At 46.9% G+C, this 25,823-nt stretch carries 27 protein-coding genes, 4 tRNA genes, 1 rRNA gene and 1 pseudogene; all 33 read right to left on the bottom strand.

Annotation, left to right across the window (positions count from 1 at the left end; genetic code table 11):
* Positions 1 to 8 precede the first annotated feature (8 nt).
* The gene (gene rpsN / locus NHB34_RS00370) at positions 9 to 314 is read right to left on the bottom strand and encodes a 30S ribosomal protein S14 (RefSeq protein WP_114661482.1); all 306 of its coding nucleotides are present in this window, start codon (positions 312 to 314) and stop codon (positions 9 to 11) included.
* A gap of 9 nt (positions 315 to 323) precedes the next feature.
* Positions 324 to 866, bottom strand: coding sequence for a 50S ribosomal protein L5 (rplE, locus tag NHB34_RS00365; protein WP_173954855.1), 543 nt, complete (start codon positions 864 to 866; stop codon positions 324 to 326).
* A gap of 16 nt (positions 867 to 882) precedes the next feature.
* A complete protein-coding gene (gene rplX, locus NHB34_RS00360; RefSeq protein ID WP_173954854.1) occupies positions 883 to 1,191 on the bottom strand; it encodes a 50S ribosomal protein L24 in 309 nt (102 codons plus the stop codon).
* 9 nt (positions 1,192 to 1,200) lie between these two features.
* On the bottom strand, positions 1,201 to 1,569 hold the full coding sequence (rplN, locus tag NHB34_RS00355; protein ID WP_173954853.1) for a 50S ribosomal protein L14: 369 nt from the start codon (positions 1,567 to 1,569) through the stop codon (positions 1,201 to 1,203).
* A 182-nt stretch (positions 1,570 to 1,751) separates the two neighbouring features.
* Complete coding sequence (gene rpsQ, locus NHB34_RS00350; protein ID WP_011901909.1) at positions 1,752 to 2,021, bottom strand: 30S ribosomal protein S17; 270 nt, start codon at positions 2,019 to 2,021, stop codon at positions 1,752 to 1,754.
* A gap of 12 nt (positions 2,022 to 2,033) precedes the next feature.
* On the bottom strand, positions 2,034 to 2,228 hold the full coding sequence (gene rpmC / locus NHB34_RS00345) for a 50S ribosomal protein L29 (RefSeq protein WP_068947697.1): 195 nt from the start codon (positions 2,226 to 2,228) through the stop codon (positions 2,034 to 2,036).
* A gap of 14 nt (positions 2,229 to 2,242) precedes the next feature.
* The gene (gene rplP, locus NHB34_RS00340; RefSeq protein WP_011901907.1) at positions 2,243 to 2,656 is read right to left on the bottom strand and encodes a 50S ribosomal protein L16; all 414 of its coding nucleotides are present in this window, start codon (positions 2,654 to 2,656) and stop codon (positions 2,243 to 2,245) included.
* 2 nt (positions 2,657 to 2,658) lie between these two features.
* The gene (gene rpsC, locus NHB34_RS00335) at positions 2,659 to 3,486 is read right to left on the bottom strand and encodes a 30S ribosomal protein S3 (RefSeq protein WP_353427529.1); all 828 of its coding nucleotides are present in this window, start codon (positions 3,484 to 3,486) and stop codon (positions 2,659 to 2,661) included.
* Between the two features lie 8 nt (positions 3,487 to 3,494).
* Positions 3,495 to 3,827, bottom strand: coding sequence for a 50S ribosomal protein L22 (rplV, locus tag NHB34_RS00330; protein ID WP_215317762.1), 333 nt, complete (start codon positions 3,825 to 3,827; stop codon positions 3,495 to 3,497).
* A gap of 7 nt (positions 3,828 to 3,834) precedes the next feature.
* Positions 3,835 to 4,113, bottom strand: coding sequence for a 30S ribosomal protein S19 (rpsS, locus tag NHB34_RS00325; RefSeq protein WP_011901904.1), 279 nt, complete (start codon positions 4,111 to 4,113; stop codon positions 3,835 to 3,837).
* 19 nt (positions 4,114 to 4,132) lie between these two features.
* Positions 4,133 to 4,963, bottom strand: a complete 831-nt coding sequence (gene rplB / locus NHB34_RS00320; RefSeq protein ID WP_068947694.1) for a 50S ribosomal protein L2 — start codon at positions 4,961 to 4,963, stop codon at positions 4,133 to 4,135.
* A gap of 2 nt (positions 4,964 to 4,965) precedes the next feature.
* A complete protein-coding gene (gene rplW, locus NHB34_RS00315; RefSeq protein WP_215374667.1) occupies positions 4,966 to 5,280 on the bottom strand; it encodes a 50S ribosomal protein L23 in 315 nt (104 codons plus the stop codon).
* Positions 5,277 to 5,897: a 50S ribosomal protein L4 gene (rplD, locus tag NHB34_RS00310; protein WP_114639433.1), complete on the bottom strand. Its 621-nt coding sequence runs from the start codon at positions 5,895 to 5,897 to the stop codon at positions 5,277 to 5,279. Before rplD ends, rplW begins: the two co-directional genes overlap by 4 nt.
* An 11-nt stretch (positions 5,898 to 5,908) precedes the next feature.
* Entirely contained in the window at positions 5,909 to 6,565 is a 657-nt protein-coding gene (rplC, locus tag NHB34_RS00305) for a 50S ribosomal protein L3 (protein ID WP_353428514.1), read from the bottom strand.
* 198 nt (positions 6,566 to 6,763) lie between these two features.
* Entirely contained in the window at positions 6,764 to 7,075 is a 312-nt protein-coding gene (rpsJ, locus tag NHB34_RS00300; protein ID WP_011901899.1) for a 30S ribosomal protein S10, read from the bottom strand.
* A gap of 122 nt (positions 7,076 to 7,197) precedes the next feature.
* Positions 7,198 to 8,388: an elongation factor Tu gene (gene tuf, locus NHB34_RS00295; protein WP_353427521.1), complete on the bottom strand. Its 1,191-nt coding sequence runs from the start codon at positions 8,386 to 8,388 to the stop codon at positions 7,198 to 7,200.
* 48 nt (positions 8,389 to 8,436) lie between these two features.
* Positions 8,437 to 10,539, bottom strand: a complete 2,103-nt coding sequence (gene fusA, locus NHB34_RS00290; RefSeq protein ID WP_353427526.1) for an elongation factor G — start codon at positions 10,537 to 10,539, stop codon at positions 8,437 to 8,439.
* 27 nt (positions 10,540 to 10,566) lie between these two features.
* The gene (rpsG, locus tag NHB34_RS00285; RefSeq protein WP_068320103.1) at positions 10,567 to 11,037 is read right to left on the bottom strand and encodes a 30S ribosomal protein S7; all 471 of its coding nucleotides are present in this window, start codon (positions 11,035 to 11,037) and stop codon (positions 10,567 to 10,569) included.
* Between the two features lie 170 nt (positions 11,038 to 11,207).
* On the bottom strand, positions 11,208 to 11,588 hold the full coding sequence (rpsL, locus tag NHB34_RS00280; RefSeq protein WP_068947691.1) for a 30S ribosomal protein S12: 381 nt from the start codon (positions 11,586 to 11,588) through the stop codon (positions 11,208 to 11,210).
* A 179-nt stretch (positions 11,589 to 11,767) separates the two neighbouring features.
* Positions 11,768 to 16,030, bottom strand: a complete 4,263-nt coding sequence (rpoC, locus tag NHB34_RS00275; protein WP_353427525.1) for a DNA-directed RNA polymerase subunit beta' — start codon at positions 16,028 to 16,030, stop codon at positions 11,768 to 11,770.
* 1 nt (position 16,031) lies between these two features.
* Positions 16,032 to 20,132 (bottom strand): DNA-directed RNA polymerase subunit beta, encoded by a 4,101-nt coding sequence (gene rpoB / locus NHB34_RS00270; RefSeq protein WP_353427524.1) that lies wholly within the window; start codon positions 20,130 to 20,132, stop codon positions 16,032 to 16,034.
* A 227-nt stretch (positions 20,133 to 20,359) separates the two neighbouring features.
* Entirely contained in the window at positions 20,360 to 20,737 is a 378-nt protein-coding gene (gene rplL, locus NHB34_RS00265) for a 50S ribosomal protein L7/L12 (RefSeq protein WP_173954847.1), read from the bottom strand.
* Positions 20,738 to 20,878: 141 nt separating this feature from the next.
* Positions 20,879 to 21,400, bottom strand: a pseudogene (gene rplJ, locus NHB34_RS00260) (50S ribosomal protein L10); the annotation flags it as partial.
* Between the two features lie 236 nt (positions 21,401 to 21,636).
* Positions 21,637 to 22,338, bottom strand: a complete 702-nt coding sequence (gene rplA, locus NHB34_RS00255) for a 50S ribosomal protein L1 (RefSeq protein WP_353427523.1) — start codon at positions 22,336 to 22,338, stop codon at positions 21,637 to 21,639.
* 2 nt (positions 22,339 to 22,340) lie between these two features.
* Complete coding sequence (rplK, locus tag NHB34_RS00250; RefSeq protein ID WP_173954844.1) at positions 22,341 to 22,772, bottom strand: 50S ribosomal protein L11; 432 nt, start codon at positions 22,770 to 22,772, stop codon at positions 22,341 to 22,343.
* A 174-nt stretch (positions 22,773 to 22,946) separates the two neighbouring features.
* On the bottom strand, positions 22,947 to 23,519 hold the full coding sequence (gene nusG / locus NHB34_RS00245) for a transcription termination/antitermination protein NusG (protein ID WP_215389954.1): 573 nt from the start codon (positions 23,517 to 23,519) through the stop codon (positions 22,947 to 22,949).
* A gap of 9 nt (positions 23,520 to 23,528) precedes the next feature.
* A complete protein-coding gene (gene secE / locus NHB34_RS00240; RefSeq protein ID WP_353427522.1) occupies positions 23,529 to 23,906 on the bottom strand; it encodes a preprotein translocase subunit SecE in 378 nt (125 codons plus the stop codon).
* Positions 23,907 to 23,926: 20 nt separating this feature from the next.
* A tRNA-Trp gene (locus NHB34_RS00235) sits at positions 23,927 to 24,002 on the bottom strand.
* A gap of 17 nt (positions 24,003 to 24,019) precedes the next feature.
* Positions 24,020 to 25,210, bottom strand: a complete 1,191-nt coding sequence (tuf, locus tag NHB34_RS00230; RefSeq protein ID WP_353427521.1) for an elongation factor Tu — start codon at positions 25,208 to 25,210, stop codon at positions 24,020 to 24,022.
* 66 nt (positions 25,211 to 25,276) lie between these two features.
* Positions 25,277 to 25,351, bottom strand: a tRNA-Thr gene (locus tag NHB34_RS00225).
* 21 nt (positions 25,352 to 25,372) lie between these two features.
* Positions 25,373 to 25,446, bottom strand: a tRNA-Gly gene (locus NHB34_RS00220).
* A 5-nt stretch (positions 25,447 to 25,451) separates the two neighbouring features.
* Positions 25,452 to 25,536, bottom strand: a tRNA-Tyr gene (locus NHB34_RS00215).
* Positions 25,537 to 25,640: 104 nt separating this feature from the next.
* Positions 25,641 to 25,754 (bottom strand): 5S ribosomal RNA (gene rrf, locus NHB34_RS00210).
* Positions 25,755 to 25,823 lie beyond the last annotated feature (69 nt).

The following is a 25,823-nucleotide window of genomic DNA, read 5'->3' as shown; positions in this document are numbered from 1 at the left end:
TTCGCCGCTTACCAGCTGGCCTTGGTTAAACCGGGGATTTCGCCACGGAAGGCGATTTCACGAATCTTGCCGCGAGCCAAACCGAACTTGCGGAATGTGCCACGTGGACGACCGGTTAATGAACAACGATTTCTTTGACGAATCGGGCTTGCATTACGTGGGAGTGCTTGTAGCTTCAAACGAGCTTCATAACGCTCTTCATCGCTGCGTGAGTTATCAGCAATGATTGCCTTGAGTTCTGCACGCTTAGCAGCGTACTTCTCTACAGTTTTTGCGCGCTTATTTTCGCGCTCAATTAGGGATAGTTTTGCCACGTTAGCCTCTTAATTGCGGAAAGGGAATTTGAATGCTGCTAACAAAGCTTTTGCTTCTTCGTCAGTCTTAGCAGTCGTAGTAATACTGATATTGAGACCACGGAGGGCATCAATCTTGTCGTATTCGATTTCAGGGAAGATGATCTGTTCTTTAACGCCGATGTTGTAGTTACCACGACCATCAAATGCTTTACCAGAAATACCGCGGAAGTCACGCACGCGTGGTAAGGCAACCGTTACAAAACGATCTAAAAATTCGTACATGCGTTGACCACGCAATGTCACCATGGCACCAATAGGGTAGCCTTGACGAATTTTGAAACCTGCAATTGCTTTTTTAGCTTTGGTCACAACTGGCTTTTGGCCTGCGACCTTAGTTAAATCACCAACTGCATTTTCGATCACTTTTTTATCATTCACAGCCTCACCCAAGCCCATGTTCAGGGTTACTTTGGTGATGCGTGGAACTTCCATTACAGACTTGTAGCCGAACTTGGCGATCAAATCCGCAACTACTTTAGCTTGATAGTGCTCTTGAAAACGTGTGCTCATAGTTTCTCTCCGCCCCTTATGCGCTCAATGTTGCGCCAGTGGTTTTGAGGAAACGTTGCTTTTTGCCATCAACGAGTTTGATACCAACGCGTGATGGTTTGCCGTTACCGTCAACCAAAGCCACATTTGAAATGTGAACGGGCATAGTCTTGTCAATCAAGCCACCGGTAACACCAGCTGCTGGATTAGGTTTAACACTCTTTTTGTAAACATTTACGCCTTCGATAACGAGTTTGTCGTCGAGAACGGCTGTAACAGTTCCTTGCTTGCCTTTATCTCGGCCAGTCAACAGAACGACGGAATCACCTTTACGAATCTTATTCATGTCAGCCTCTTAAATTACTTCGGGGGCAAGAGAAACGATCTTCATGAACTTCTCAGTACGCAATTCGCGTGTGACAGGTCCAAAGATACGTGTGCCAATTGGCTCTAACTTAGCGTTGAGCAATACCGCAGCGTTGTCATCAAACTTAATCAATGATCCGTCTGGACGGCGAACACCCTTAGCTGTTCTAACAACAACAGCGTTATAAATATCACCTTTTTTTACACGGCCGCGTGGAGCAGCGGACTTCACAGTGACTTTGATTACATCACCGATACTGGCGTAACGACGCTTGGAGCCGCCCAATACCTTGATGCACAACACTTCACTGGCGCCTGTGTTATCGGCAACCTGCAATCTACTTTCGGTTTGTATCATTTCTAATCCCCAACTTATTAGCCAAAGGCAAACAGTCTTGGTTCCGTCTATGGGCTTTAACGAAAGCTAAAACCCGGAATTAATGAAAACACTGCTTCTCCAATAAAACCAGAGAAGCCTTGTATTCTACTACGAAAAACAAGGTTTTGGGAAGAATCTTCTCCAAAACCCTATAAAAAACCTTAAATACCCTTTGAAGCTTCAACCAAACGGGTCACAACCCAAGATTTAGTACGCGAAATTGGCTTAGATTCAGCAATTTCAACGGTATCACCCATCTTGTAAGTGCCTGCTTCGTCATGAGCATGGTACTTTTTGGACTGGCCAACGTACTTACCAATCACTGGATGCTTAACTTGACGCTCAACCAACACGGTCACAGTTTTTTGCATTTTGTCACTAACAACGCGTCCCACGAGGGTGCGGCGCAAGGGTTTAGATAATTCTGTCATATCCCTTTTTCCTTATTTCTGAGCAGTCTTTTGAGCAATAAACGTCTTTACGCGTGCAATATCACGCTTCGTTTTACCCAATTGGCTGGTATTTGTCAGTTGCTGAGTGCCTTTTTGCATACGGAGCTTAAAGTTTGTCTTTAAGAGCTCTGTCAACTCTGCGTTTAAGGCAGTCAGATCTTTGGCTGCTAATTCTTTATTTTTCATAATCTCTATTCCGATCAACCTAAGTGGCGAATTACGAAAGTAGTTTGCAAAGGCAACTTCGCTGCAGCAAGCTTGAAAGCTTCGCGCGCCAATTGCTCATCCACACCATCCATCTCGTAAAGCACTTTGCCTGGTTGAATTTCAGCTACGTAGTACTCTGGATTACCTTTACCGTTACCCATACGTACTTCAGCAGGTTTTTGTGAAATTGGCTTATCTGGGAAAATACGAATCCAAATACGGCCACCACGTTTAATGTGACGGGTCATTGCGCGACGTGCTGACTCGATTTGACGAGCTGTCAAACGTCCACGACCAACGGCCTTCAATCCAAAGTCACCAAAGGCTACCGAACTACCGCGTGTTGCCACGCCAGTGTTACGGCCTTTTTGTTCCTTACGATACTTGCGACGCTTTGGTTGTAGCATGCTTACTCTCCTGACTTCTGCGCATCAGCGGCAGGTGTTTCAACCTTACGCACGCGCTTTACTGCTGGCTTAGCAGCAACTAATGGCTTGTCAGCACCAGCAGCTGGTTTACGAGCAGCTGTTTTGCTTGGAGCACGACGAGTTTTCTTTTCTTCGGCAGCAGGTTCAGCGGCTGGAGCAGCTACTTGAGCTTCTGCGCCACGACCCAATGTGTCACCTTTGTAAACCCAAACTTTTACACCAATGATGCCGTATGTAGTTTCAGCCTCTGATGTTGCGTAATCAATATCAGCCTTCAATGTATGAAGTGGAACGCGGCCTTCACGATACCATTCGCGACGTGCAATCTCGGCACCATTCAAGCGGCCAGAAGACATGATCTTGATACCTTGTGCGCCAAGACGCATTGCGCTTTGCATGGCGCGCTTCATGGCACGACGGAACATAATGCGCTTCTCTAACTGTTGAGTAATAGAGTCAGCAATTAATTGTGCATCAACTTCTGGCTTACGAATTTCTTCAATGTTCACGTGAACTGGAACACCCATGCGCTTTTGTAATTCACGGCGGAGAACTTCAATATCCTCGCCCTTTTTACCAATTACAACGCCTGGACGTGAACTGTAGATAGTGATACGTGCGTTCTTTGCTGGACGCTCAATCACAACCTTGCTAACAGATGCATTCTTTAACTTTTTCTTCAAATAGCTACGGACTTCTACGTCCTCTTTTAGCATTTTTGCGAAGTCAGTATTGTTTGCATACCAACGTGATGTCCAATTCTTCGTTACCGCGAGTCGGAATCCGGTAGGGTTAATCTTTTGGCCCATATTTTTCCTTAGTTACTCAAGGTCACGCTAATGTGACAAGTTTGTTTTTCAATTTGATTGCCACGACCCTTAGCGCGCGCAGTGAAACGCTTCAAGGATGTTGCTTTATCAACGATTACCGCAGATACCTTGAGCTCATCAATGTCGGCACCTTTATTGTGTTCAGCATTCGCAATAGCTGACTCAACTACTTTTTTCACAATGAAGGCAGCTTTTTTGGGGCTGAAGTTCAAAATGTTTAATGCGCGCGCAATCGGCAAACCACGAATTTGGTCAGCAACCAAACGTGTCTTTTGCGCGGAAATGCGGGCACCCTTGTGAATAGCTTTAACTTCCATCATCATCCCCTTACTTCTTCGTTACTTTCTTGTCAGCAGCGTGACCTTTGAAAGTACGGGTCAAGGCGAATTCGCCTAACTTATGACCCACCATGTTTTCTGATACATAAACCGGAACGTGTTGGCGACCGTTATGCACAGCAATCGTCAGACCAATAAAGTCTGGAAGAATTGTTGAACGGCGTGACCAAGTTTTGATCGGCTTTTTGTCCTTGTTGGCTTGTGCAACTTCAACTTTTTTTACCAAGCTGGCGTCGCAAAATGGGCCTTTTTTAGCTGAACGTGTCATATCTATTTATCCTTATCGCTTAACGTTTTTGACGACGTTGAACGATCATCGAAGTTGTACGCTTATTGCGACGTGTGCGATAACCTTTGGTTGGAGTGCCCCATGGAGATACAGGTACACGGCCTTCGCCAGTTCTACCTTCACCACCACCGTGTGGGTGATCTACTGGGTTCATTGCCACACCGCGTACGGTTGGGCGAATACCACGCCAGCGATTTGCACCTGCTTTACCAATTTGACGCAAGCTGTGCTCTTCGTTACCAACTTCACCAATAGTGGCACGGCACTCGATTAACACACGGCGAACTTCGCCAGAGCGCAAACGTACTTGAGCGTATACACCCTCACGTGCCAACAACACCGCTGAACCACCAGCAGAGCGTGCAACCTGCGCACCTTTGCCTGGCAGAATTTCTACGCAGTGAATAGTGCTACCAACTGGAATGTTACGAATTGGCAAATTGTTGCCAGACTTGATTGGCGCTTCAGAGCCATTCATGATTGCCTGACCAACAGTCATACCTTTAGCAGCAGGAATGTAGCGACGCTCACCATCAGCAAACACGATCAATGCAATATTTGCACTGCGGTTTGGATCGTATTCCAAGCGTTCAACTTTTGCTGGAATACCATCCTTGTCGTTGCGCTTAAAGTCAACAACACGATAGTGATGCTTATGACCACCACCCTTATGGCGAGTAGTGATGTGGCCGTTGTTATTACGACCCGCTTTTTGAAACTGTGGCTCTAACAATGGTGCAAAAGGCTTGCCTTTATGGAGGTCAGGATTGACCACCTTGACCATTGAGCGACGACCTGGTGAGGTCGGTTTTGTCTTCATCAAAGGCATGATTAATTCGCCTCCGCTTCAAAGTTAATTTCTTGACCTGGCTTCAAATTCACGTAGGCCTTCTTAGTGTGGTCACGACGACCTTCAAAACGGCCATAGCGCTTAGGCTTACCTTTTTGATTCACGATTTGAACAGAATCAACTTGCACTTTGAAGAGCAACTCAACTGCTTGTTTCACATCGGTCTTGTTTGCGTCGCGAGCTACTTGGAAAACTACTTGTTCGTTTTTCTCTGCAACCATAGTGGCTTTTTCAGAGATAACAGGACCAAGCAGAACCTTCATCAGGTTGTGATCGTTTTTACGCACTTGGCTCATTTCAGCAACTCCTCAATTTTTGCGATCGCTGCTTTGCTTACTAATACTTTTTTGTATTGAACCAAAGCTAATGGATCAGCGTGCTGTGGCTCAACCACGGCAACTTTATGCAAGTTACGTGATGCCAAGTACAAATTCTCACTAACTTGATCAACAATGATCAAGACTGAATCCAAGCCCATTGCCTTTACTTTCTCAGCTAAAACTTTGGTCTTTGGAGCATCAAGATTGAATTGATCAACCACATTCAAACGACCTTCGCGAGCCAACTGAGACAAAATTGATCTCATACCAGCGCGGTACATTTTCTTGTTTACTTTTTGGCTGAAATTCTCTTCTGGAGAATTTGGGAATATACGACCACCCCCACGCCACAGCGGGGAAGAGCTCATACCAGCACGTGCACGACCAGTACCTTTTTGACGCCAAGGTTTTTTGGTTGTGTGCTTAACTTGCTCACGGTCTTTTTGTGCACGGTTACCGCTACGTGCATTTGCTTGGTAAGCCACTACAACTTGGTGTACCAATGCTTCGTTATATTCACGCTCAAATACTTCTGGTGAAGCTTGTACGCCCGCACCTAAAGTACCGTTGTCCTGGAGAAGCTTAAGTTCCATATTCGCTCTCCCTATTTCTTCTTCAACGGTGTTTTAACCGCTGGAGTAACAATAACTTTACCGCCCGGAGCGCCTGGAATAGCGCCTTTAACCATGATGAGATTACGTTCTGCATCAATGCGTGCGATGACTAAATTTTGTACGGTACGTGTAACGTCACCAAGGTGGCCAGTCATGCGCTTACCTGGGAAAACACGGCCTGGATCTTGCGCCATACCGATAGAGCCTGGTACGTTGTGTGATCTAGAGTTACCGTGAGATGCGCGACCAGAAGCGAAGTGATAACGCTTGATGGTACCTGCGTATCCTTTACCGATTGTTACGCCTTGCACATCTACTTTTTGACCAGCAGTAAAAGCAGCGTCAGCAGGTACAACTTGACCTGGTGTCATTTCTGCAATTTTCGCTGCGTCTAAATGAAATTCGTTGAGTGCATTACCTGCCAATACACCTGCCTTAGCAAAGTGACCAGCCATTGATTTGGTAACGCGAGTTGCTCTACGTGTGCCGTGTGCCAACTGAATAGCGTCATAGCCATCAGTTGCCTGGGTCTTGATTTGAGCGATTCTGTTGTCGCTCACGTCAATTACGGTGACAGGAATCGCTTCCCCTTCGTCCGTAAAAAGACGGGTCATGCCGACCTTGCGGCCGATTAAGCCTAAGCTCATATTCATGCTCCACGCCGACTTCGATTGGTCGGCAAAATTAATTTAAGTGATTTACAAGTAAAAGTACTTCTAAATCAATAACTTACAACGTGTTTAATGCTAATAAAACCTCAAAATCTGCCAAATTTCACTCAGCAGAGCCTTAGATTCTATCCCGAAAACCCAGTCTTGGCAAGTGCCGAGACTGGAAACAACAAATTACTGCAACTTAATTTCGACGTCCACACCTGCTGGGAGGTCTAATTTCATCAAAGCATCTACAGTTTTCTCTGTAGGATCAACAATATCCATCAAACGCAGATGGGTACGGATCTCTAACTGATCACGAGAAGTCTTGTTTACGTGTGGCGAACGCAAGATGTCAAAACGCTCAATACGGGTTGGCAAAGGTACTGGACCCTTAACAACTGCACCAGTGCGCTTAGCTGTATCAACGATTTCAGCTGCAGACTGGTCGATCAAACGGTAATCAAACGCTTTAAGACGAATACGAATTTTTTGGTTTTGCATATTAATTCCAAAGAGCGGTGTGGTGCTGCCACGTTATACATCTAAAGAGCACAGTGACATCAGCAGCACTGATGTCACCGGTTAGCAAACCGCTAAATATTGTTACTAGTAATACCTACTTCTTAAGCCAAAATCTTTGCAACCACACCGGCGCCAACAGTACGGCCACCTTCACGGATCGCAAAACGTAAACCTTCTTCCATCGCGATTGGCGCGATGAGTTTGACGGTGATGGTGACGTTATCACCAGGCATCACCATCTCTTTATCTTTTGGCAACTCGATTGAACCAGTTACGTCCGTTGTACGGAAGTAGAACTGTGGACGATAGTTGTTAAAGAATGGAGTATGACGACCACCTTCATCTTTACCCAAGATGTAAACCTCAGCAGTAAAGTGAGTGTGTGGAGTGATAGAACCAGGCTTAGCCAATACTTGGCCACGCTCAACTTCTTCACGTTTTGTGCCACGTAACAAGATACCGACGTTATCGCCTGCTTGACCTTGGTCGAGCAATTTACGGAACATTTCAACACCAGTACAAGTGGTCTTGAGAGTTGGCTTGATACCAACGATTTCAATCTCTTCACCAACCTTGATGATGCCGCGCTCAATACGGCCAGTTACTACAGTACCGCGACCAGAGATAGAGAACACGTCTTCTACTGGCATCAAGAATGAGCCATCAACAGCACGCTCTGGAGTTGGGATGTAAGTATCGAGTGCTTCAGCCAATTTCATGATGGCTTCTTTACCCAATGGGCCTTCGTCACCCTCTAATGCCATCTTGGCAGAACCACGGATGATCGGAGTATCGTCACCTGGGAAGTCATATTTAGAGAGCAGTTCACGCACTTCCATTTCAACGAGCTCTAAGAGTTCAGCATCGTCAACCATGTCGCACTTGTTCAAGAAAACAACGATGTATGGAACGCCAACCTGACGTGCCAAGAGGATGTGCTCACGAGTTTGTGGCATTGGGCCGTCTGCAGCAGAGCAAACCAAAATTGCGCCGTCCATCTGCGCAGCACCAGTAATCATGTTTTTGACGTAGTCAGCGTGTCCTGGGCAGTCAACGTGTGCATAGTGACGACCAGCAGTTTCGTATTCAACGTGTGCGGTGTTAATCGTAATACCGCGGGCTTTTTCTTCTGGAGCCGCATCGATCTGATCGTATGCTTTTGCTTCGCCACCGAATGCTTTTGAGAGCACGGTTGCAATTGCTGCTGTCAAAGTAGTTTTACCGTGGTCAACGTGACCGATGGTGCCTACGTTTACGTGCGGTTTTGTCCGCTCGAATTTTTCTTTTGCCATTTTTGTCTGCCTTCTTAGCTAGTCAATATCAAAATTAATGTGAATAAATTACTTCGCTTTAGCAGCCATAACTGCTTCTGCTACGTTCTTCGGTGCTTCTGCGTAATGCTTAAATTCCATGGTGTAGGTTGCACGGCCCTGCGTCAAAGAACGCAAGCCAGTGGAGTAACCAAACATCTCTGCGAGAGGAACTTCTGCACGAACAATCTTGCCGCCGCCAGGAATGTCGTCCATGCCTTGCATAATGCCGCGACGTGAAGAAAGGTCACCCATCACGTTACCCATGAAATCTTCTGGAGTTTCAACTTCAACTGCCATCATTGGCTCAAGCAATACTGGAGCTGCTTTACGCATACCATCCTTGAACGCCATAGAGCCCGCCATCTTAAATGCGTTTTCATTGGAGTCAACGTCATGGTATGAGCCGAAGAACAGGGTTGCTTTAATGTCAACCACTGGATAGCCAGCCAATACACCGGAGTTCAATGTTTCAATAATGCCTTTTTCTACTGCAGGGATATATTCACGTGGAACTACACCGCCCTTAATAGCGTCAACGAATTCAAAGCCCTTGCCTGGTTCTTGTGGCTCAAGCTTCAATACAACGTGACCGTACTGACCACGTCCGCCAGACTGCTTAACAAACTTACCTTCGATTTCGTCGCAAGTCTTGCGAATCGTTTCGCGGTATGCAACTTGCGGCTTACCAACAGTTGCCTCTACACCGAACTCACGCTTCATACGATCCACTAGAATTTCCAAGTGGAGCTCGCCCATACCAGAAATAATAGTTTGACCAGATTCTTCATCAGTCTTCACGCGGAATGAAGGATCTTCTTGTGCTAAGCGGTTCAATGCAAGACCCATTTTCTCTTGGTCTGCTTTTGTCTTAGGCTCAACTGCCTGAGAGATCACTGGCTCAGGGAACTCCATGCGCTCCAAGATCACGATGTTATCTGGGTCACACAATGTTTCGCCTGTTGTTGCGTCTTTCAAACCAACTGCTGCGGCGATATCGCCTGCGCGAACTTCTTTAATCTCTTCACGTTGGTTAGCATGCATCTGCAACAAACGACCAATACGCTCTTTCTTGCCCTTGATTGGGTTGTAGATCGTATCGCCTGAATTGATCACGCCTGAATACACGCGGAAGAAGATGAGCTGGCCAACGAACGGGTCAGTCATGATCTTAAATGCCAACGCTGAGAACTTCTCATTGTCATCAGCCTTACGCTCTGTCTCAGAGCCGTCTTCCAACTCACCTTTAACCGGAGGAATATCCACTGGTGAAGGTAAGTAATCGATCACAGCATCCAACATCGCCTGAACACCTTTGTTCTTAAAGGCAGTTCCGCAAAGCATTGGAACAATTTCACCAGCGATCGTACGAGTACGAATCGCCTTCTTAATTTCTTCTTCGCTTAATGCTTCACCACCGAGATACTTGTCCATTAACTCTTCTGAACTCTCTGCAGCGGCTTCAACCATTTTCTCGCGCCACTCTTCAGCGCTGGCTTGCAATTCGGCAGGAATGTCTTCGTAGGTAAATTTAGTTCCTTGTGAAGCCTCGTCCCAAACAATTGCTTTCATCTTCACTAAATCCACAACGCCTTGGAAGTTTTCTTCTGCGCCAATTGGAATTTGAATCAAGATTGGATTCGCCTTTAAGCGAGCCTTCATCTGTTCATACACTTTGAAGAAGTTCGCGCCTGTACGGTCCATTTTGTTTACGAATGCTAAACGTGGAACACCGTACTTGTTTGCTTGACGCCAAACTGTTTCAGACTGTGGCTGAACGCCACCTACCGCGCAATACACCATGCAGGCGCCATCGAGAACACGCATGGAACGCTCAACCTCAATCGTGAAATCCACGTGTCCTGGGGTATCAATAATGTTGATACGGTGCTCTTGATAATTGCCTGCCATGCCCTTCCAGAAGGCTGTGGTTGCAGCAGAAGTAATCGTGATACCACGCTCTTGCTCTTGCTCCATCCAGTCCATGGTAGCTGCGCCATCATGCACTTCACCAATCTTGTGATTAACACCGGTGTAGAACAGAACGCGTTCAGTAGTAGTTGTTTTACCTGCGTCAATGTGCGCAGAGATACCAATATTGCGATATCGATCAATGGGGGTTTTGCGTGCCACTGTTTATGCCTTTTCTTAACTATTCGATTAGAAGCGGAAATGTGAGAAAGCTTTGTTAGCTTCTGCCATGCGATGAACTTCTTCGCGCTTCTTCATTGCGCCGCCACGACCTTCGGCTGCTTCTAATAATTCGTTGGCCAAGCGTTGAGCCATCGATTTTTCGCCACGCTTCTTAGCGGCTTCGCGCAACCAGCGCATTGCCAAAGCGGAACGACGAGATGGACGAACTTCAACAGGAACTTGATAGTTTGCACCGCCAACGCGGCGGCTCTTAACCTCAACCATTGGCTTAACGTTGCCCATGGCTGTTGAAAAAATTTCGAGGGGTTCTTTATTTGCTTTTTTCTCGATGTGATCAAAGGCACCGTAAACAATGCGCTCTGCAACCGATTTCTTGCCGTCCAACATGAGGACGTTCATGAATTTAGCTACTTCTACATTGCCGAATTTTGGATCCGGCAAAATTTCCCGTTTGGGAACTTCACGACGACGTGGCATAACTACTCCTTCAGTTCAGTTAGGGGCAGCTCACATGAACTACCCGCTCCAGCTGTCCTACTATTTAAGAAAATTCTTAAACGGAACAGCCACTTACTTGCCTTTTAAGTCTGGCAAAAGTGACTTACTGCATATTGCTTACTGCGAAACTACCACTGCTTAATGAGAAATTAAGCAGCTTTCTTAGCGCGCTTAGCACCGTATTTAGAACGTGCTTGCTTACGATCTTTAACACCTTGCAAGTCCAAAGAACCGCGAACGATGTGATAACGCACACCTGGCAAGTCCTTCACACGACCACCACGGATTAACACTACAGAGTGTTCCTGGAGGTTATGGCCTTCACCGCCAATGTATGAAATCACTTCAAAACCATTGGTTAAGCGAACCTTGGCTACTTTACGAAGCGCAGAGTTAGGCTTTTTAGGAGTGGTTGTGTACACACGGGTACATACACCACGGCGCTGCGGGCTGTTTTGCAGCGCAGGGCTCTTGCTTTTAACGGTAAGCCTTGTTCTTGGCTTGCGTAATAGTTGATTAATTGTTGGCATAAAAATAGCTCGGTTAGTACTTCTTTGTTGCTTTCTTCAAGAAAATCAATGACTTAGAGAATTTCTAGGTCAAAATAGACCCTCTTCTGAATCAGTAGAACTCAGCATTCTAGCTTGGCCAGCCTTCCCCGTCAACCAAATCGAGGGAAAACTGGCCATTTGTGGCCAGAATTACCAAATTAGCTTGGATCAGCCTCCCCAGTAGGAGCGATGACCTCAGCCTCTATTTCCACAGGGGCGCTAGCCATTGCCTCTTCCTCGGCAGCAATCATCTGAGCGCGATCACGCTCAAATTGCTCTCTGACCTTGCGAGCACGGCGATAAGACAAGCCGGTACCAGCAGGGATCAGACGACCAATAATGACGTTTTCCTTGAGGCCACGTAGTGTATCGGTCTTGCCCATAATTGCGGCTTCGGTCAATACGCGGGTGGTTTCTTGGAAAGAAGCAGCTGAAATGAAGCTGTCTGTCGACAAGGATGCTTTAGTAATACCAAGCAATACGTTGTCGAATGAAGCTGGGCGCTTACCTTCGGCGATGACGCGATCATTCTCGTCATAGAGCTTAGAACGCTCTACTTGCTCACCAGGGATGAATGTGGTGTCGCCTGGATCGGTTACCTGAACACGGCGCAACATCTGACGCACGATCACTTCAATGTGCTTGTCATTAATCTTCACACCCTGGAGACGATAAACGTCCTGAACCTCATCAACGATGTAAATCGCCAACTCTTCAATACCTTTGAGAGTCAAGATGTCATGCGGATCAGCAGGGCCTTCCACAATCATCTCGCCCTTGTTCACCACTTGACCGTCATGAACAAGAACTTGCTTCTCTTTTGGAATCAAGAATTCATTCGCTTCGCCATCCATATCGGTAATAACCAAACGTTGCTTGCCTTTGGTTTCTTTACCGAAGGAAACAGTTCCAGTTACTTTTGCCAATACAGCAGCATCTTTTGGTGAACGTGCTTCAAAGAGTTCAGCAACACGTGGCAAACCACCGGTAATGTCGCGAGTCTTCTGGGATTCAATTGGAATACGTGCCAATACTTCACCCACTTCGACTTTCTGACCATCCTTGACAGTAATCAAGGCGCCCACTTGGAGGCCGATGTTTACTGGATGATCAGTACCAGCGATCATCACGTCATTGCCCTTGTCATCAACTAAGTTGATCACTGGACGAACGCCCTTGCTTGCGGCAGAACGACGCTTACCGTCAATCACCACCAAAGTGGAGAGGCCAGTAACTTCGTCAACCTGCTTCGCAACGGTTACACCCTCTTCAACGTTATCAAAGCGTGCAATACCAGCGTACTCAGAAATGATCGGGCGTGTTAATGGATCCCATGTCGCTAAGCTTGCGCCTGCCTTGACTGCTGCACCCTCTTTTAACAAGAGAGTTGCACCATAAGGCACTTTATGACGCTCGCGCTCACGACCGTTGTCATCAACGATCAAGGCTTCACCAGAACGTGAAATCACAATCTGCTCGCCCTTCGCATTCTTCACAACACGCATCGTGCCGGAGAACTTCAAAGAACCGTTCGATTTAGCTTCAATATTGCTTGCAACTAAAGCACGTGATGCAGCACCACCGATGTGGAAGGTACGCATGGTCAACTGTGTGCCTGGCTCACCGATAGACTGAGCAGCAATCACACCAACTGCCTCGCCAACGTTAACCAAACCACCGCGACCTAGGTCACGTCCGTAGCACTTCGCGCACAAACCATAACGAGTTTGGCAAGAAAGTACTGTGCGAACCTTAACTTCGTCGATACCCAATGCAACGATTTGATCAACGTGATCTTCATCAAGCAATGTGTCGTTAGGAACAATGACTTCTTGTGTATCAGGATGAACGATGTCACCGATACATACACGACCCAAAATACGATCGCGCAATGCTTCGATAATTTCGCCGCCCTCAACAAGCGCCTTCATAGTTACACCCGTAGATGCACCGCAATCTTCTTCGATTACTACGAGATCTTGAGTAACGTCACACAAACGACGTGTTAAGTAACCAGAGTTCGCTGTCTTCAACGCAGTATCGGCTAGACCCTTACGAGCACCGTGAGTTGAGATGAAGTACTGCAACACATTCAAACCTTCACGGAAGTTCGCAGTAATCGGGGTTTCAATAATAGAGCCATCTGGCTTAGCCATCAAACCACGCATACCAGCCAACTGACGTATCTGCGCAGCAGATCCACGCGCACCAGAGTCCGCCATCATATAGATGGAGTTAAAGGATTCTTGGCGAGCAGTTTTGCCATTACGGTCGAGCACATCAACGTGTGACAACTCATCCATCATGGCTTTACCAACTTGGTCGCCTGCGGCACCCCAAATATCAACCACGTTGTTATAACGTTCTTGATTGGTTACGAGACCTGACATGAACTGCTTGTCGTATTCCTTAACCTTGGTAGACGCTTCAGTAATGATGCGATCTTTAGAAGTTGGAATCAACATATCGTCGATGGCAATCGAGATACCAGCCTTAGTAGCCAAACGGAAACCAGACTGCAACAAGCGATCAGCAAATATGACGGTGTCGCGCAAACCACACTTACGGAATGAGGTGTTGATCAAACGTGAGATTTCTTTTTTCTTCAAAGGCTTGTTAATTTCCTCGAAAGACATGCCCTTAGGCAAAATCTCGGACAGAATTGCGCGGCCAACAGATGTTTGATAGATCTTGGTCTTCTCAACAAAACGCGCATCGCCTTCTGCCTTCTTATCCACGATCTCGTACTCAGTAATACGCACAGCAACCCGAGAAGCCAATTCAACTTGACCTGCTTCGTATGCGCGCACGACTTCAGTAATGTTGGCGAAGACCATACCTTCGCCTTTGCCGTTGATCTTATCGCGTGTAGCGTAGTACAGACCCAACACCACGTCCTGTGAAGGAACAATAGATGGCTCACCGTTAGCTGGGAACAATACGTTGTTCGAGGCCAACATCAATGTACGTGCTTCCATTTGCGCTTCGAGCGACAAAGGAACGTGAACCGCCATTTGGTCACCGTCAAAGTCCGCGTTAAATGCCGCGCAGACTAATGGGTGCAACTGAATTGCTTTACCTTCAATCAACATTGGCTCGAAAGCCTGAATGCCAAGGCGGTGCAATGTCGGCGCACGGTTCAACATGATTGGATGTTCGCGAATCACTTCTTCGAGAATGTCCCAAACGATTGGCGTCTGACTTTCTACTTCTTTCTTCGCAGCCTTAATCGTGGTTGCAATGCCAAGGGTCTCAAGCTTGTTGAAAATAAATGGCTTGAACAACTCAAGCGCCATCAATTTCGGCAAGCCGCACTGATGCAATTTCAATGTAGGACCAACCACGATCACTGAACGACCAGAGTAGTCAACACGCTTACCGAGCAAGTTTTGACGGAAACGACCGCTCTTACCTTTAATCATCTCAGCCAATGACTTGAGAGGGCGCTTATTGGCGCCTGTCATAGCCTTACCGCGACGACCGTTGTCGAGCAATGAGTCAACCGCTTCTTGCAACATTCGTTTTTCGTTACGCACGATAATTTCTGGTGCGCGCAATTCCAACAAACGCTTCAAACGATTGTTACGGTTAATGACACGACGATAGAGGTCGTTCAAGTCAGAAGTAGCGAAGCGACCGCCATCCAATGGCACCAATGGGCGCAACTCTGGTGGCAATACTGGCAACACTTCCATGATCATCCAGTCAGGCTTGATGCCTGAGCTTTGGAACGCCTCAAGCACTTTTAAGCGCTTAGCGTATTTCTTGATCTTGGCATCGCTACCAGTTGCTTTCAACTCAGCACGAATCGTTTCCACTTCACGATCGATATCGATCGAACGCAAAAGCTCACGAATACCTTCCGCGCCCATGATGGCGGTAAACGCGCCGTCACCATACTCTTCTGTTTTAGCAATGTACTCATCTTCAGACATGATCTGACCGCGCTTCATTGCGCCTTCAGGAGTCATACCAGGATCTACAACTACATATGCCTCAAAGTAAAGAACGCGCTCGATATCACGCAATGTCATATCGAGAACCATGCCTAAACGGGATGGCAGGGACTTTAAGAACCAAATGTGCGCTACAGGGGCTGCCAACTCAATGTGGCCCATACGCTCACGACGTACCTTAGCGAGAGTAACTTCAACACCGCACTTCTCACAGATAACGCCACGGAACTTTAAGCGCTTGTACTTACCGCATAAGCACTCGTAGTCTTTAGTTGGTCCAAAAATCTTGGCGCAAAACAAACCATCACGCTCGGGCTTAAAAGTCCGGTAGTTAATGGTTTCTGGTTTGCGTACTTCACCAAAAGACCATGAGCGAATTTTCTCAGGGGATGCGAGGCCAATCTTGATGACATCAAACTGCTCATCACCCTGCGTTTGCTTAAATAAATCGAGCAATGCTTTCATATCAGTTGCGCTCCATGTCAATGTCAATACCCAACGAACGGATCTCTTTCACCAGAACGTTGAAGGATTCGGGCATGCCAGCATCAATCGTGTGCTCGCCCTTGACGATGTTTTCATAAACCTTGGTTCGGCCTGTGACGTCATCGGACTTCACTGTCAGCATTTCTTGCAAGACATATGAAGCGCCGTATGCTTCGAGGGCCCAGACTTCCATCTCACCAAAGCGCTGACCACCAAACTGAGCTTTACCGCCCAATGGCTGCTGCGTTACTAAGGAGTAAGGTCCAGTTGAACGAGCATGCATCTTGTCATCAACCAAGTGGTGGAGTTTCAAGACGTGCATTACGCCAACAGTTACAGGACGTTCGAACTGATCACCAGTGCGACCATCGAACAGAACCATTTGCTGACGTGATGGGGTCATTTGCAATGACTTAGCAACTTCTTCTGGGTATGCCAACTCAAGCATGCGACTGATTTCAGCCTCAGTAGCACCGTCAAACACTGGGGTTGCAAATGGTAAGCCTTGGCGTAAGTTCTCAGCCAATGCATTGATTTGCTCATCAGTAAAATTGTCGATGTCTTCTTGACGACCAGTCTCGTTGTAAAGCTGCTTGAAGAACTTACGCAGTTCAGCTTGCTTAGCTTGTTGACGAACCATTTCATCAATACGCTTACCAATACCTTGAGCAGCCCAACCTAAGTGGGTTTCCAAGATCTGGCCAACGTTCATACGTGAAGGAACGCCCAATGGGTTCAAGACGATATCAACAGGACGTCCGTCAGCCATAAATGGCATATCTTCAGCAGGAGCAATCTTAGAGACCACGCCTTTGTTACCGTGACGACCAGCCATCTTGTCACCAGGCTGCAAGCGACGCTTAACAGCTAAGTAAACCTTAACCATCTTCGTTACGCCAGGCTGTAAATCATCGCCTTGAGTAAGCTTGGTACGCTTCTCTTCGAACGCTTCATCAAACTGCTTACGTTTCGCTTCAATAGAAGATTTGATCGCTTCAACCTGTGAAGCAACTTCATCATCTGCTGGACGAATATCAAACCAATGGTATTTATCCAAATCAGAAAGGTAATCCTTGTCGATTTTGGTGCCTTTAGCCAATTTCTTAGGGCCGCCGTTAGCAACTTTGCCCACCAACAGTTTTTCTAAACGCATGAAGGCATCGCCTTCAACAATACGCAGCTGGTCGTTCAAATCCAAACGATAGCGTTGCAATTCTTCCTGAATAATCGATTGTGCACGGGCATCGCGCTCAATACCTTCACGAGTGAAAACTTGAACATCGATAACAGTACCAACCATTCCGGAAGGAACGCGCAAAGAAGTATCTTTTACATCAGATGCTTTTTCGCCGAAGATCGCACGCAGTAACTTCTCTTCAGGGGTTAGAGTAGTCTCACCCTTTGGAGTGACCTTACCAACCAGTACGTCGCCAGCTTCAACTTCGGCACCGATGTACACAATACCGCTCTCATCTAAACGAGAGAGTTGTGACTCTGCCAAATTGGAGATATCGCGCGTGATTTCTTCTGAACCAAGTTTGGTGTCACGAGCAACCACTGACAACTCTTCAATATGAATAGAGGTGTAGCGATCATCAGCAACAACCTTCTCAGAGATCAAGATTGAATCTTCGAAGTTGTAACCGTTCCATGGCATAAATGCCACAGTCATGTTTTGACCCAAAGCCAATTCGCCCAAATCGGTAGATGCGCCGTCAGCAACCACGTCACCGCGGGCTACACGATCGCCAACCTTCACGATTGGACGTTGATTGATGTTGGTGTTTTGGTTTGAGCGAGTGTACTTGATGAGGTTATAAATATCCACACCAACTTCACCAGCAGCAGTCTCGTCATCGTTCACACGAATCACAATACGATTCGCATCAACATAATCCACGATACCGCCACGCGCTGCCAACACAACAGTGCCGGAGTCAACCGCAACAATACGCTCTAAACCTGTACCAACCAATGGCTTATCTGGACGCAAGCAAGGAACCGCTTGACGTTGCATGTTCGCACCCATCAACGCACGGTTCGCATCATCGTGCTCCAAGAATGGAACAAGTGAAGCAGCGGCAGAAACGATCTGGCTAGGAGCAACGTCGATGAAATCGATGCGCTCTGGGCTCACCATCATGGTCTCACCAGCTTGACGAGCAGAAACGAGTTCGTCAGCTAACTTGCCGTTTTTGTCGATCGTCGCATTTGCCTGAGCAATCACATACTTCGCTTCTTCAATTGCAGAGAGGTAAACCACTTCATCGCTTACCTTGCTATTGGAAACTTTACGGTATGGAGTCTCTAGGAAGCCATGCTCATTCAAACGCGCAAATAAGGCGAGTGAGTTGATCAAACCAATGTTTGGTCCTTCTGGAGTTTCAATTGGGCAAACACGTCCGTAGTGAGTTGGATGCACGTCGCGAACTTCGAAACCAGCGCGTTCGCGTGTCAAACCACCGGGTCCCAATGCAGAAATACGACGCTTATGCGTGATCTCTGAGAGTGGGTTGGTTTGGTCCATAAACTGGGATAACTGCGAAGAACCGAAGAACTCACGAATTGCAGAAGAAATTGGCTTGCTGTTAATCAAGTCATGCGGCATGAGGTTTTCTGTTTCGGCTTGGCCGAGACGTTCTTTAACCGCACGCTCAACACGTGACAAACCAGCACGGAATTGGTTCTCTGCCAATTCACCAACGCAACGTACACGACGATTACCTAAGTGATCGATATCATCCACTTCGCCTTTGCCGTTACGCAAATCTACGAGGGACTTAATTGTGTCGAGAATATCTTCGTTCGACAAGACCATGGGGCCTTCCATCTCAGCACGACCAAGACGGCTATTGACCTTCATACGGCCAACACGAGATAAATCGTAAGTATCTTCGCTATAGAACAAGCGCTGGAACAAGGCTTCAACAGCATCTTCTGTTGGAGGCTCGCCAGGACGCATCATGCGGTAGATGGCGATACGAGCAGCTGTTTGATCAGCGGTTTCATCAGTACGCAATGTCTGAGAAATGTACGCACCAGAATCTAAATCGTTGGTGTAAATCGTTTCCAATTGTTTGATGCCAGCATCGCGCAATGTTGCCAACAACTCTTCAGTGATTTCATCATTAGCGTAAGCCAAGATTTCACCAGAATCTGGATCAACAATATTGCGCGCAACTACACGACCTACTAAGTAGTCATCTGGAACAGCAATCGTCTTTGTCTTAGCGGCTTCGAGTTCACGAATGTGTTTTGCATTGATGCGCTTGTCTTTTTGAATGACTACAACGCCATTCTTATCGACCACATCAAAGCTAGCCAACTGACCACGCAAACGCTCTGGAACAAATTCCATTGATGCGCCATTAGCGGTCAATGAGAAATGATCAAAGTTGAAGAAGTTTGCAAGGATCTGTTCGTTATTTAAACCAATTGCCTTGAGCAAAATGGTGACAGGCATCTTACGACGACGGTCAACACGGAAATACAGAATATCTTTTGGATCAAACTCGAAATCGAGCCATGAGCCACGGTAAGGAATGATGCGTGCTGAGAACAGCAACTTACCAGAGCTATGAGTTTTGCCCTTATCGTGCTCAAAGAACACGCCTGGGGAACGATGCAACTGAGAAACGATTACACGCTCAGTGCCGTTAATCACGAAAGAGCCGTTTTCTGTCATGAGCGGAATTTCGCCCATGTAGACTTCGCTCTCCTTTACTTCTTTAACCTTAGTAGGCGCTTCGCGATCATAAATAATCAAGCGAACTTTTGCGCGTAAGGCAGAGTGATATGTGTAACCACGTTGTTGACATTCTTTAACGTCAAATGGTGGCTGTGACAACTGATAAGACACGTATTCCATGCGTGCGTATCCGTTGTTGGACACAATTGGGAATGCTGATGTAAACGCAGCTTGTAATCCCTCGTTAATACGAGAAGTAGCCGGCTTATCAGCCTGTAAAAATTTAGCGTAGGACTCCAGCTGCGTCGCGATCAGGTAAGGAACCTGATGGTTATTTACTCGCTTAGCAAAGCTTTTACGGACTCGCTTGCGTTCGGTGAAGCTATAGTTCATTTCATCTCCGAATTCAGCGACTGTACAAAGATTTGGCGATTGGCCACTACCAATCACTGGCGGACAACACTACATCGCTAGGATCTAGTGTCCGACCAAACTTGCATTCTGCAGTCGTATCAGAAGGCAAACCCGATTCCAATCAGAAATGAAATCGGGTTTGACCTCTAAAGGTCAAACCCAACATGGCCAACGCCCCTTTGTGAGAGGCGCTAGCTGAGTTTGTATTACTTGAGTTCTGCCTTAGCGCCAGCTTCTTCAAGCTTCTTCTTGGCTTCTTCAGCAGTCTTCTTGTCAACGCCTTCTTTGATTGGCTTCGGTGCACCGTCAACCAAATCTTTCGCTTCTTTCAAACCGAGACCAGTAATTTCGCGAACTGCTTTAATTACTGAAACTTTGTTTGCGCCAGCTTCAACGAGGTTTACTGTGAATTCAGTTTGCTCTGCACCACCAGCATCACCACCACCAGCACCTGCAGGACCAGCAACAGCCATCGCTGCAGCTGAAACACCAAATTTCTCTTCGAACGCTTTAACCAAGTCGTTCAAATCCATAACGGACATGCTACCTACTGCTTCAATGATTTCTTCTTTAGTAATCGCCATTTTTAGCTCCTAATACTTAAATAGTTAATTTGTCGCTTATTCAGCGGCAGGGGTTTCGTTTGTTGCTGTAGCTTCTGGGGCTGCTGGTTCAGCTGCAGGCTCTGCGGCTTGCACAGCTTCTGCCACTGGGGCCGCCTCTACAGGTGCTGCCGCTTCGGCTACCGGAGCAGGTGCTCCAGCTGCTTTTTGCGCAGCCACTGCGCCCAATACACGAGCCATCGCAGAAACTGGGGCCTTCATGACACCCAACAACGTTGATAACAACTCTTCACGGCTTGGAATTGTCGCGAGGGCTTTAACACCTGCAACGTCCAACAACTTACCGTTGTATAGGCCAGCTTTAATCACTAGCAAATCTTGAGTCTTAGCAAAGTTCTGCAATACTTTTGCCGAGGCAATCGGATCAGCAGAAATGCCGTAGATCAAGGGGCCAACCATCGAATCAGCAAGAGGCTCAAACTGTGTGCCTTGTGTAGCACGACGTGCCAATGTGTTCTTCAAAACACGAAGATATACACCTTGGTCACGTGCACTAGCACGCAGCTTTGTCAATTCTTCTACTGGGATACCGCGGTATTCAGCGAGAACGACAGTTTGGGCTCCAGCCAATTGAGCGCCGACATCAGCAACAATCGCTTTTTTGTCTTGTACATTCAAAGGCACGGTTTAACTCCATAAAAACCAACTGTTTCCAGTTGGGGTTACACACCAGCGTCTGATCATTTGTTCACAAAGATTCTTGTGAAAATCTTTTCAGGGTCGCCATCTGCGCTGGTCGTTACTTTCGTAACAATTAAGAATTAACTCTTTGCTAGCAACTAATTCACCAACGGTCTTTGATGTTCGACTCTCATCCAAAAAATGTGAGTCGACCCAAAGTTCTTTTTTGTTACAGGCTATTAAGCAGCAACCTGTAACGATGCTTGGTCAACACGTACGCCAGCACCCATAGTGCTGCTTACGGCAACCTTCTTTAAATAAACTCCCTTAGATGCAGGAGGTTTTGCTTTATTCAAAGCCTCAAGCAATGCGAGCAAATTAGATTTCAATGCAGCTGGCTCGAATGAACGACGGCCAATGCTTGCATGCACGATACCGGCTTTGTCGACACGGAACTGTACTTGACCAGCTTTTGCATTTTTCACTGCAGTTGCTACGTCAGGTGTCACTGTTCCTACTTTTGGATTTGGCATCAAACCACGTGGGCCCAACACTTGACCTAAAGTACCAACAATTTTCATTGTGTCTGGAGATGCGATCAATACATCAAAGTCAATTTTGCCGCCTTTAATTTGTTCAGCCAAATCTTCCATGCCAACGATTTCTGCGCCAGCAGCTTTAGCTTGTTCAGCCTTCTCGCCTTGTGCAAAAACAGCAACACGAACGTGCTTACCTGTACCAGCTGGGAGCACAACCGCCCCGCGCACAACTTGGTCAGATTTCTTGGCATCAATGCCCAACTGAACAGCAACGTCGATAGACTCATCAAACTTAGCAGTTGCACACTCTTTAACAAGATTCAATGCATCTTCCAATGGGTAAAACTTGTTGCGATCTACTTTGGACTGAATTGCTTTTACGCGCTTAGATAATTTAGTCATGATTAGACTCCTTCCACAGTGATGCCCATGGAACGGGCGCTACCAGCGATTGTGCGAACTGCTGCATCCATATCAGCCGCTGTCAAATCTGGCATTTTTGCTTTAGCGATTTCTTCCGCTTGAGCACGAGTAATTTTTCCTACCTTATCGGTATGAGGACGTGGTGATCCTTTTTCGATCTTTGCAGCCTTCTTAATCATGATGGTTGCTGGAGGAGTCTTCATGATGAATGTGAAGCTCTTGTCAGCGAACGCTGTAATCACGACTGGAATTGGCAAGCCAGGTTCCATGCTCTGAGTTTGAGCATTAAACGCCTTACAGAATTCCATAATGTTGAGGCCGCGTTGACCCAATGCTGGACCTACGGGTGGTGATGGGTTTGCTTTACCTGCAGGAATCTGCAGCTTAATAAAGCCAACAATCTTCTTTGCCATGTGTTGCTCCTTAAAGCGCGCCTAACCTCATTAGGAAAGACCGCCGTTGAGTTAACGCTTTGCTAGTTTTTGGCTTTCTAGCTCAGCTCCTCGGTTAATTACTAAAACTAAATAACCACTTAAAACGACTTTTACTACTTTGCTGCACTGCAAAACAAGACTAAGTCCTTGTTTTTACATCTTTTCTACTTGGCCAAACTCCAGTTCAACTGGGGTGCCGCGACCGAAAATTGTAACAGAAACGCGCAATCTTGACTTCTCATAGTTCACTTCCTCAACGTTGCCATTAAAGTCGGTAAACGGACCTTCTTTGACGCGAACCATCTCACCCACTTCAAATAGAGTCTTGGGCTTAGGTTTATCAACCCCAGCTTGCATCTGATCCATGATTTTGGTGACTTCTGCGTTTGAAATCGGGCTTGGGCGGTTACGTACGCCACCCACGAAACCGGTCACTTTTGGGGTATTTTTCACCAAATGCCAGCTTTCGTCGGTCATTTCCATCTCAATCAAGACATAGCCAGGGAAGAAACGGCGCTCTGTAACAGACTTAGAGCCAGACTTCACCTCAACCACCTCTTCCGATGGAACCAAAATACGGCCAAATTTCTCAGGCATACCTGAACGAGCGATACGCTCCTCAAGGCCTTTTTTAACGCTCTTTTCCATGCCGGAGTAGGCATGGATTACATACCAACGCTTATTACCAGCGGCTTGAGAATTTGCGACTACTTCTGAATCAGTCATTTTGCTTACTCACTTCCAGCCCAAGAGGACTGAAAAAACTAGCCATTCAATTAATTTGTCTGCAATCCACAAAAACAAGGACATGATCAGAACAAAGCCAAATACGACTAGAGTCATTTGGGTGGTCTCTTTACGAGTTGGCCAAACAACCTTTTTTACTTCATACCAAGAATCTTTTGCATAGACGATAAAACGACGCCCATCCGGAGAAATCGCCACAATTATTACTGCAGCTGCAATGCCGCCAAACAATACCCCCAAGCGCACCAATAAAGATTGATCGATGAGCGTGTAGTACAGCACTAACGCAGCAACGACGATTAAAGCAGCGAGGCCTGAGACCCAGCTGCTTTTTTCTTCAGAATGACTTGCAGTTTGTTGAGACATATTGCTTTCAGTTCAAATCGTGGCAGGGGCGGAGGGCATCGAACCCCCAACCTTTGGTTTTGGAGACCAACGCTCTGCCAATTGAGCTACACCCCTTTATTTCTAAATACTTCTTAAGCCAAAATCTTTGCAACCACACCGGCGCCAACAGTACGGCCACCTTCACGGATCGCAAAACGTAAACCTTCTTCCATCGCGATTGGCGCGATGAGTTTGACGGTGATGGTGACGTTATCACCAGGCATCACCATCTCTTTATCTTTTGGCAACTCGATTGAACCAGTTACGTCCGTTGTACGGAAGTAGAACTGTGGACGATAGTTGTTAAAGAATGGAGTATGACGACCACCTTCATCTTTACCCAAGATGTAAACCTCAGCAGTAAAGTGAGTGTGTGGAGTGATAGAACCAGGCTTAGCCAATACTTGGCCACGCTCAACTTCTTCACGTTTTGTGCCACGTAACAAGATACCGACGTTATCGCCTGCTTGACCTTGGTCGAGCAATTTACGGAACATTTCAACACCAGTACAAGTGGTCTTGAGAGTTGGCTTGATACCAACGATTTCAATCTCTTCACCAACCTTGATGATGCCGCGCTCAATACGGCCAGTTACTACAGTACCGCGACCAGAGATAGAGAACACGTCTTCTACTGGCATCAAGAATGAGCCATCAACAGCACGCTCTGGAGTTGGGATGTAAGTATCGAGTGCTTCAGCCAATTTCATGATGGCTTCTTTACCCAATGGGCCTTCGTCACCCTCTAATGCCATCTTGGCAGAACCACGGATGATCGGAGTATCGTCACCTGGGAAGTCATATTTAGAGAGCAGTTCACGCACTTCCATTTCAACGAGCTCTAAGAGTTCAGCATCGTCAACCATGTCGCACTTGTTCAAGAAAACAACGATGTATGGAACGCCAACCTGACGTGCCAAGAGGATGTGCTCACGAGTTTGTGGCATTGGGCCGTCTGCAGCAGAGCAAACCAAAATTGCGCCGTCCATCTGCGCAGCACCAGTAATCATGTTTTTGACGTAGTCAGCGTGTCCTGGGCAGTCAACGTGTGCATAGTGACGACCAGCAGTTTCGTATTCAACGTGTGCGGTGTTAATCGTAATACCGCGGGCTTTTTCTTCTGGAGCCGCATCGATCTGATCGTATGCTTTTGCTTCGCCACCGAATGCTTTTGAGAGCACGGTTGCAATTGCTGCTGTCAAAGTAGTTTTACCGTGGTCAACGTGACCGATGGTGCCTACGTTTACGTGCGGTTTTGTCCGCTCGAATTTTTCTTTTGCCATTTTTGTCTGCCTTTAGTTAACTCTTAAAAACCAAAACACGAAATACATAATTAATAAAACTAAGCCTGGTGCCCATGGGCAGGATCGAACTGCCGACCTCTCCCTTACCAAGGGAGTGCTCTACCACTGAGCCACATGGGCCTTTCTATTTGCTACAAAAACTGGAGCGGGATAAGAGAATCGAACTCTTGACCGAAGATTGGAAATCTGCTGTTTTACCATTAAACTAATCCCGCACATCTGGTGGAGGGGGTAGGATTCGAACCTACGTAGGCGTAGCCAACAGATTTACAGTCTGCCTCCTTTAGCCGCTCGGACACCCCTCCGCGAACCCAACATTCTGACTCCAAATGGAGTTTCTGTCAATCTCTCTAGCGCTTTGCACAAGTAAAAACGCCCAGACCTAAATGGGTCTGGGCGTCGCATTGGTGCCCGGCAGTTACCTACTTTCACACGGGTAATCCGCACTATCATCGGCGTAGAATCGTTTCACTGTCCTGTTCGGGATGGGAAGGAGTGGTTCCAATTCGCTATGGTCACCGGGCGTAGAGGGTTGAGTTGCTGATAAATCAACAACTCTATTTGAGTAAGCATGTATTAAGGATGCAGATTA

It is taken from the genome of Polynucleobacter sp. MWH-UH19D, assembly GCF_040409795.1.
GTDB lineage: Bacteria > Pseudomonadota > Gammaproteobacteria > Burkholderiales > Burkholderiaceae > Polynucleobacter.
The sequence above is the reverse complement of the archived record's forward strand: the minus strand, read 5'-3'. Positions and strand labels throughout refer to the sequence as shown.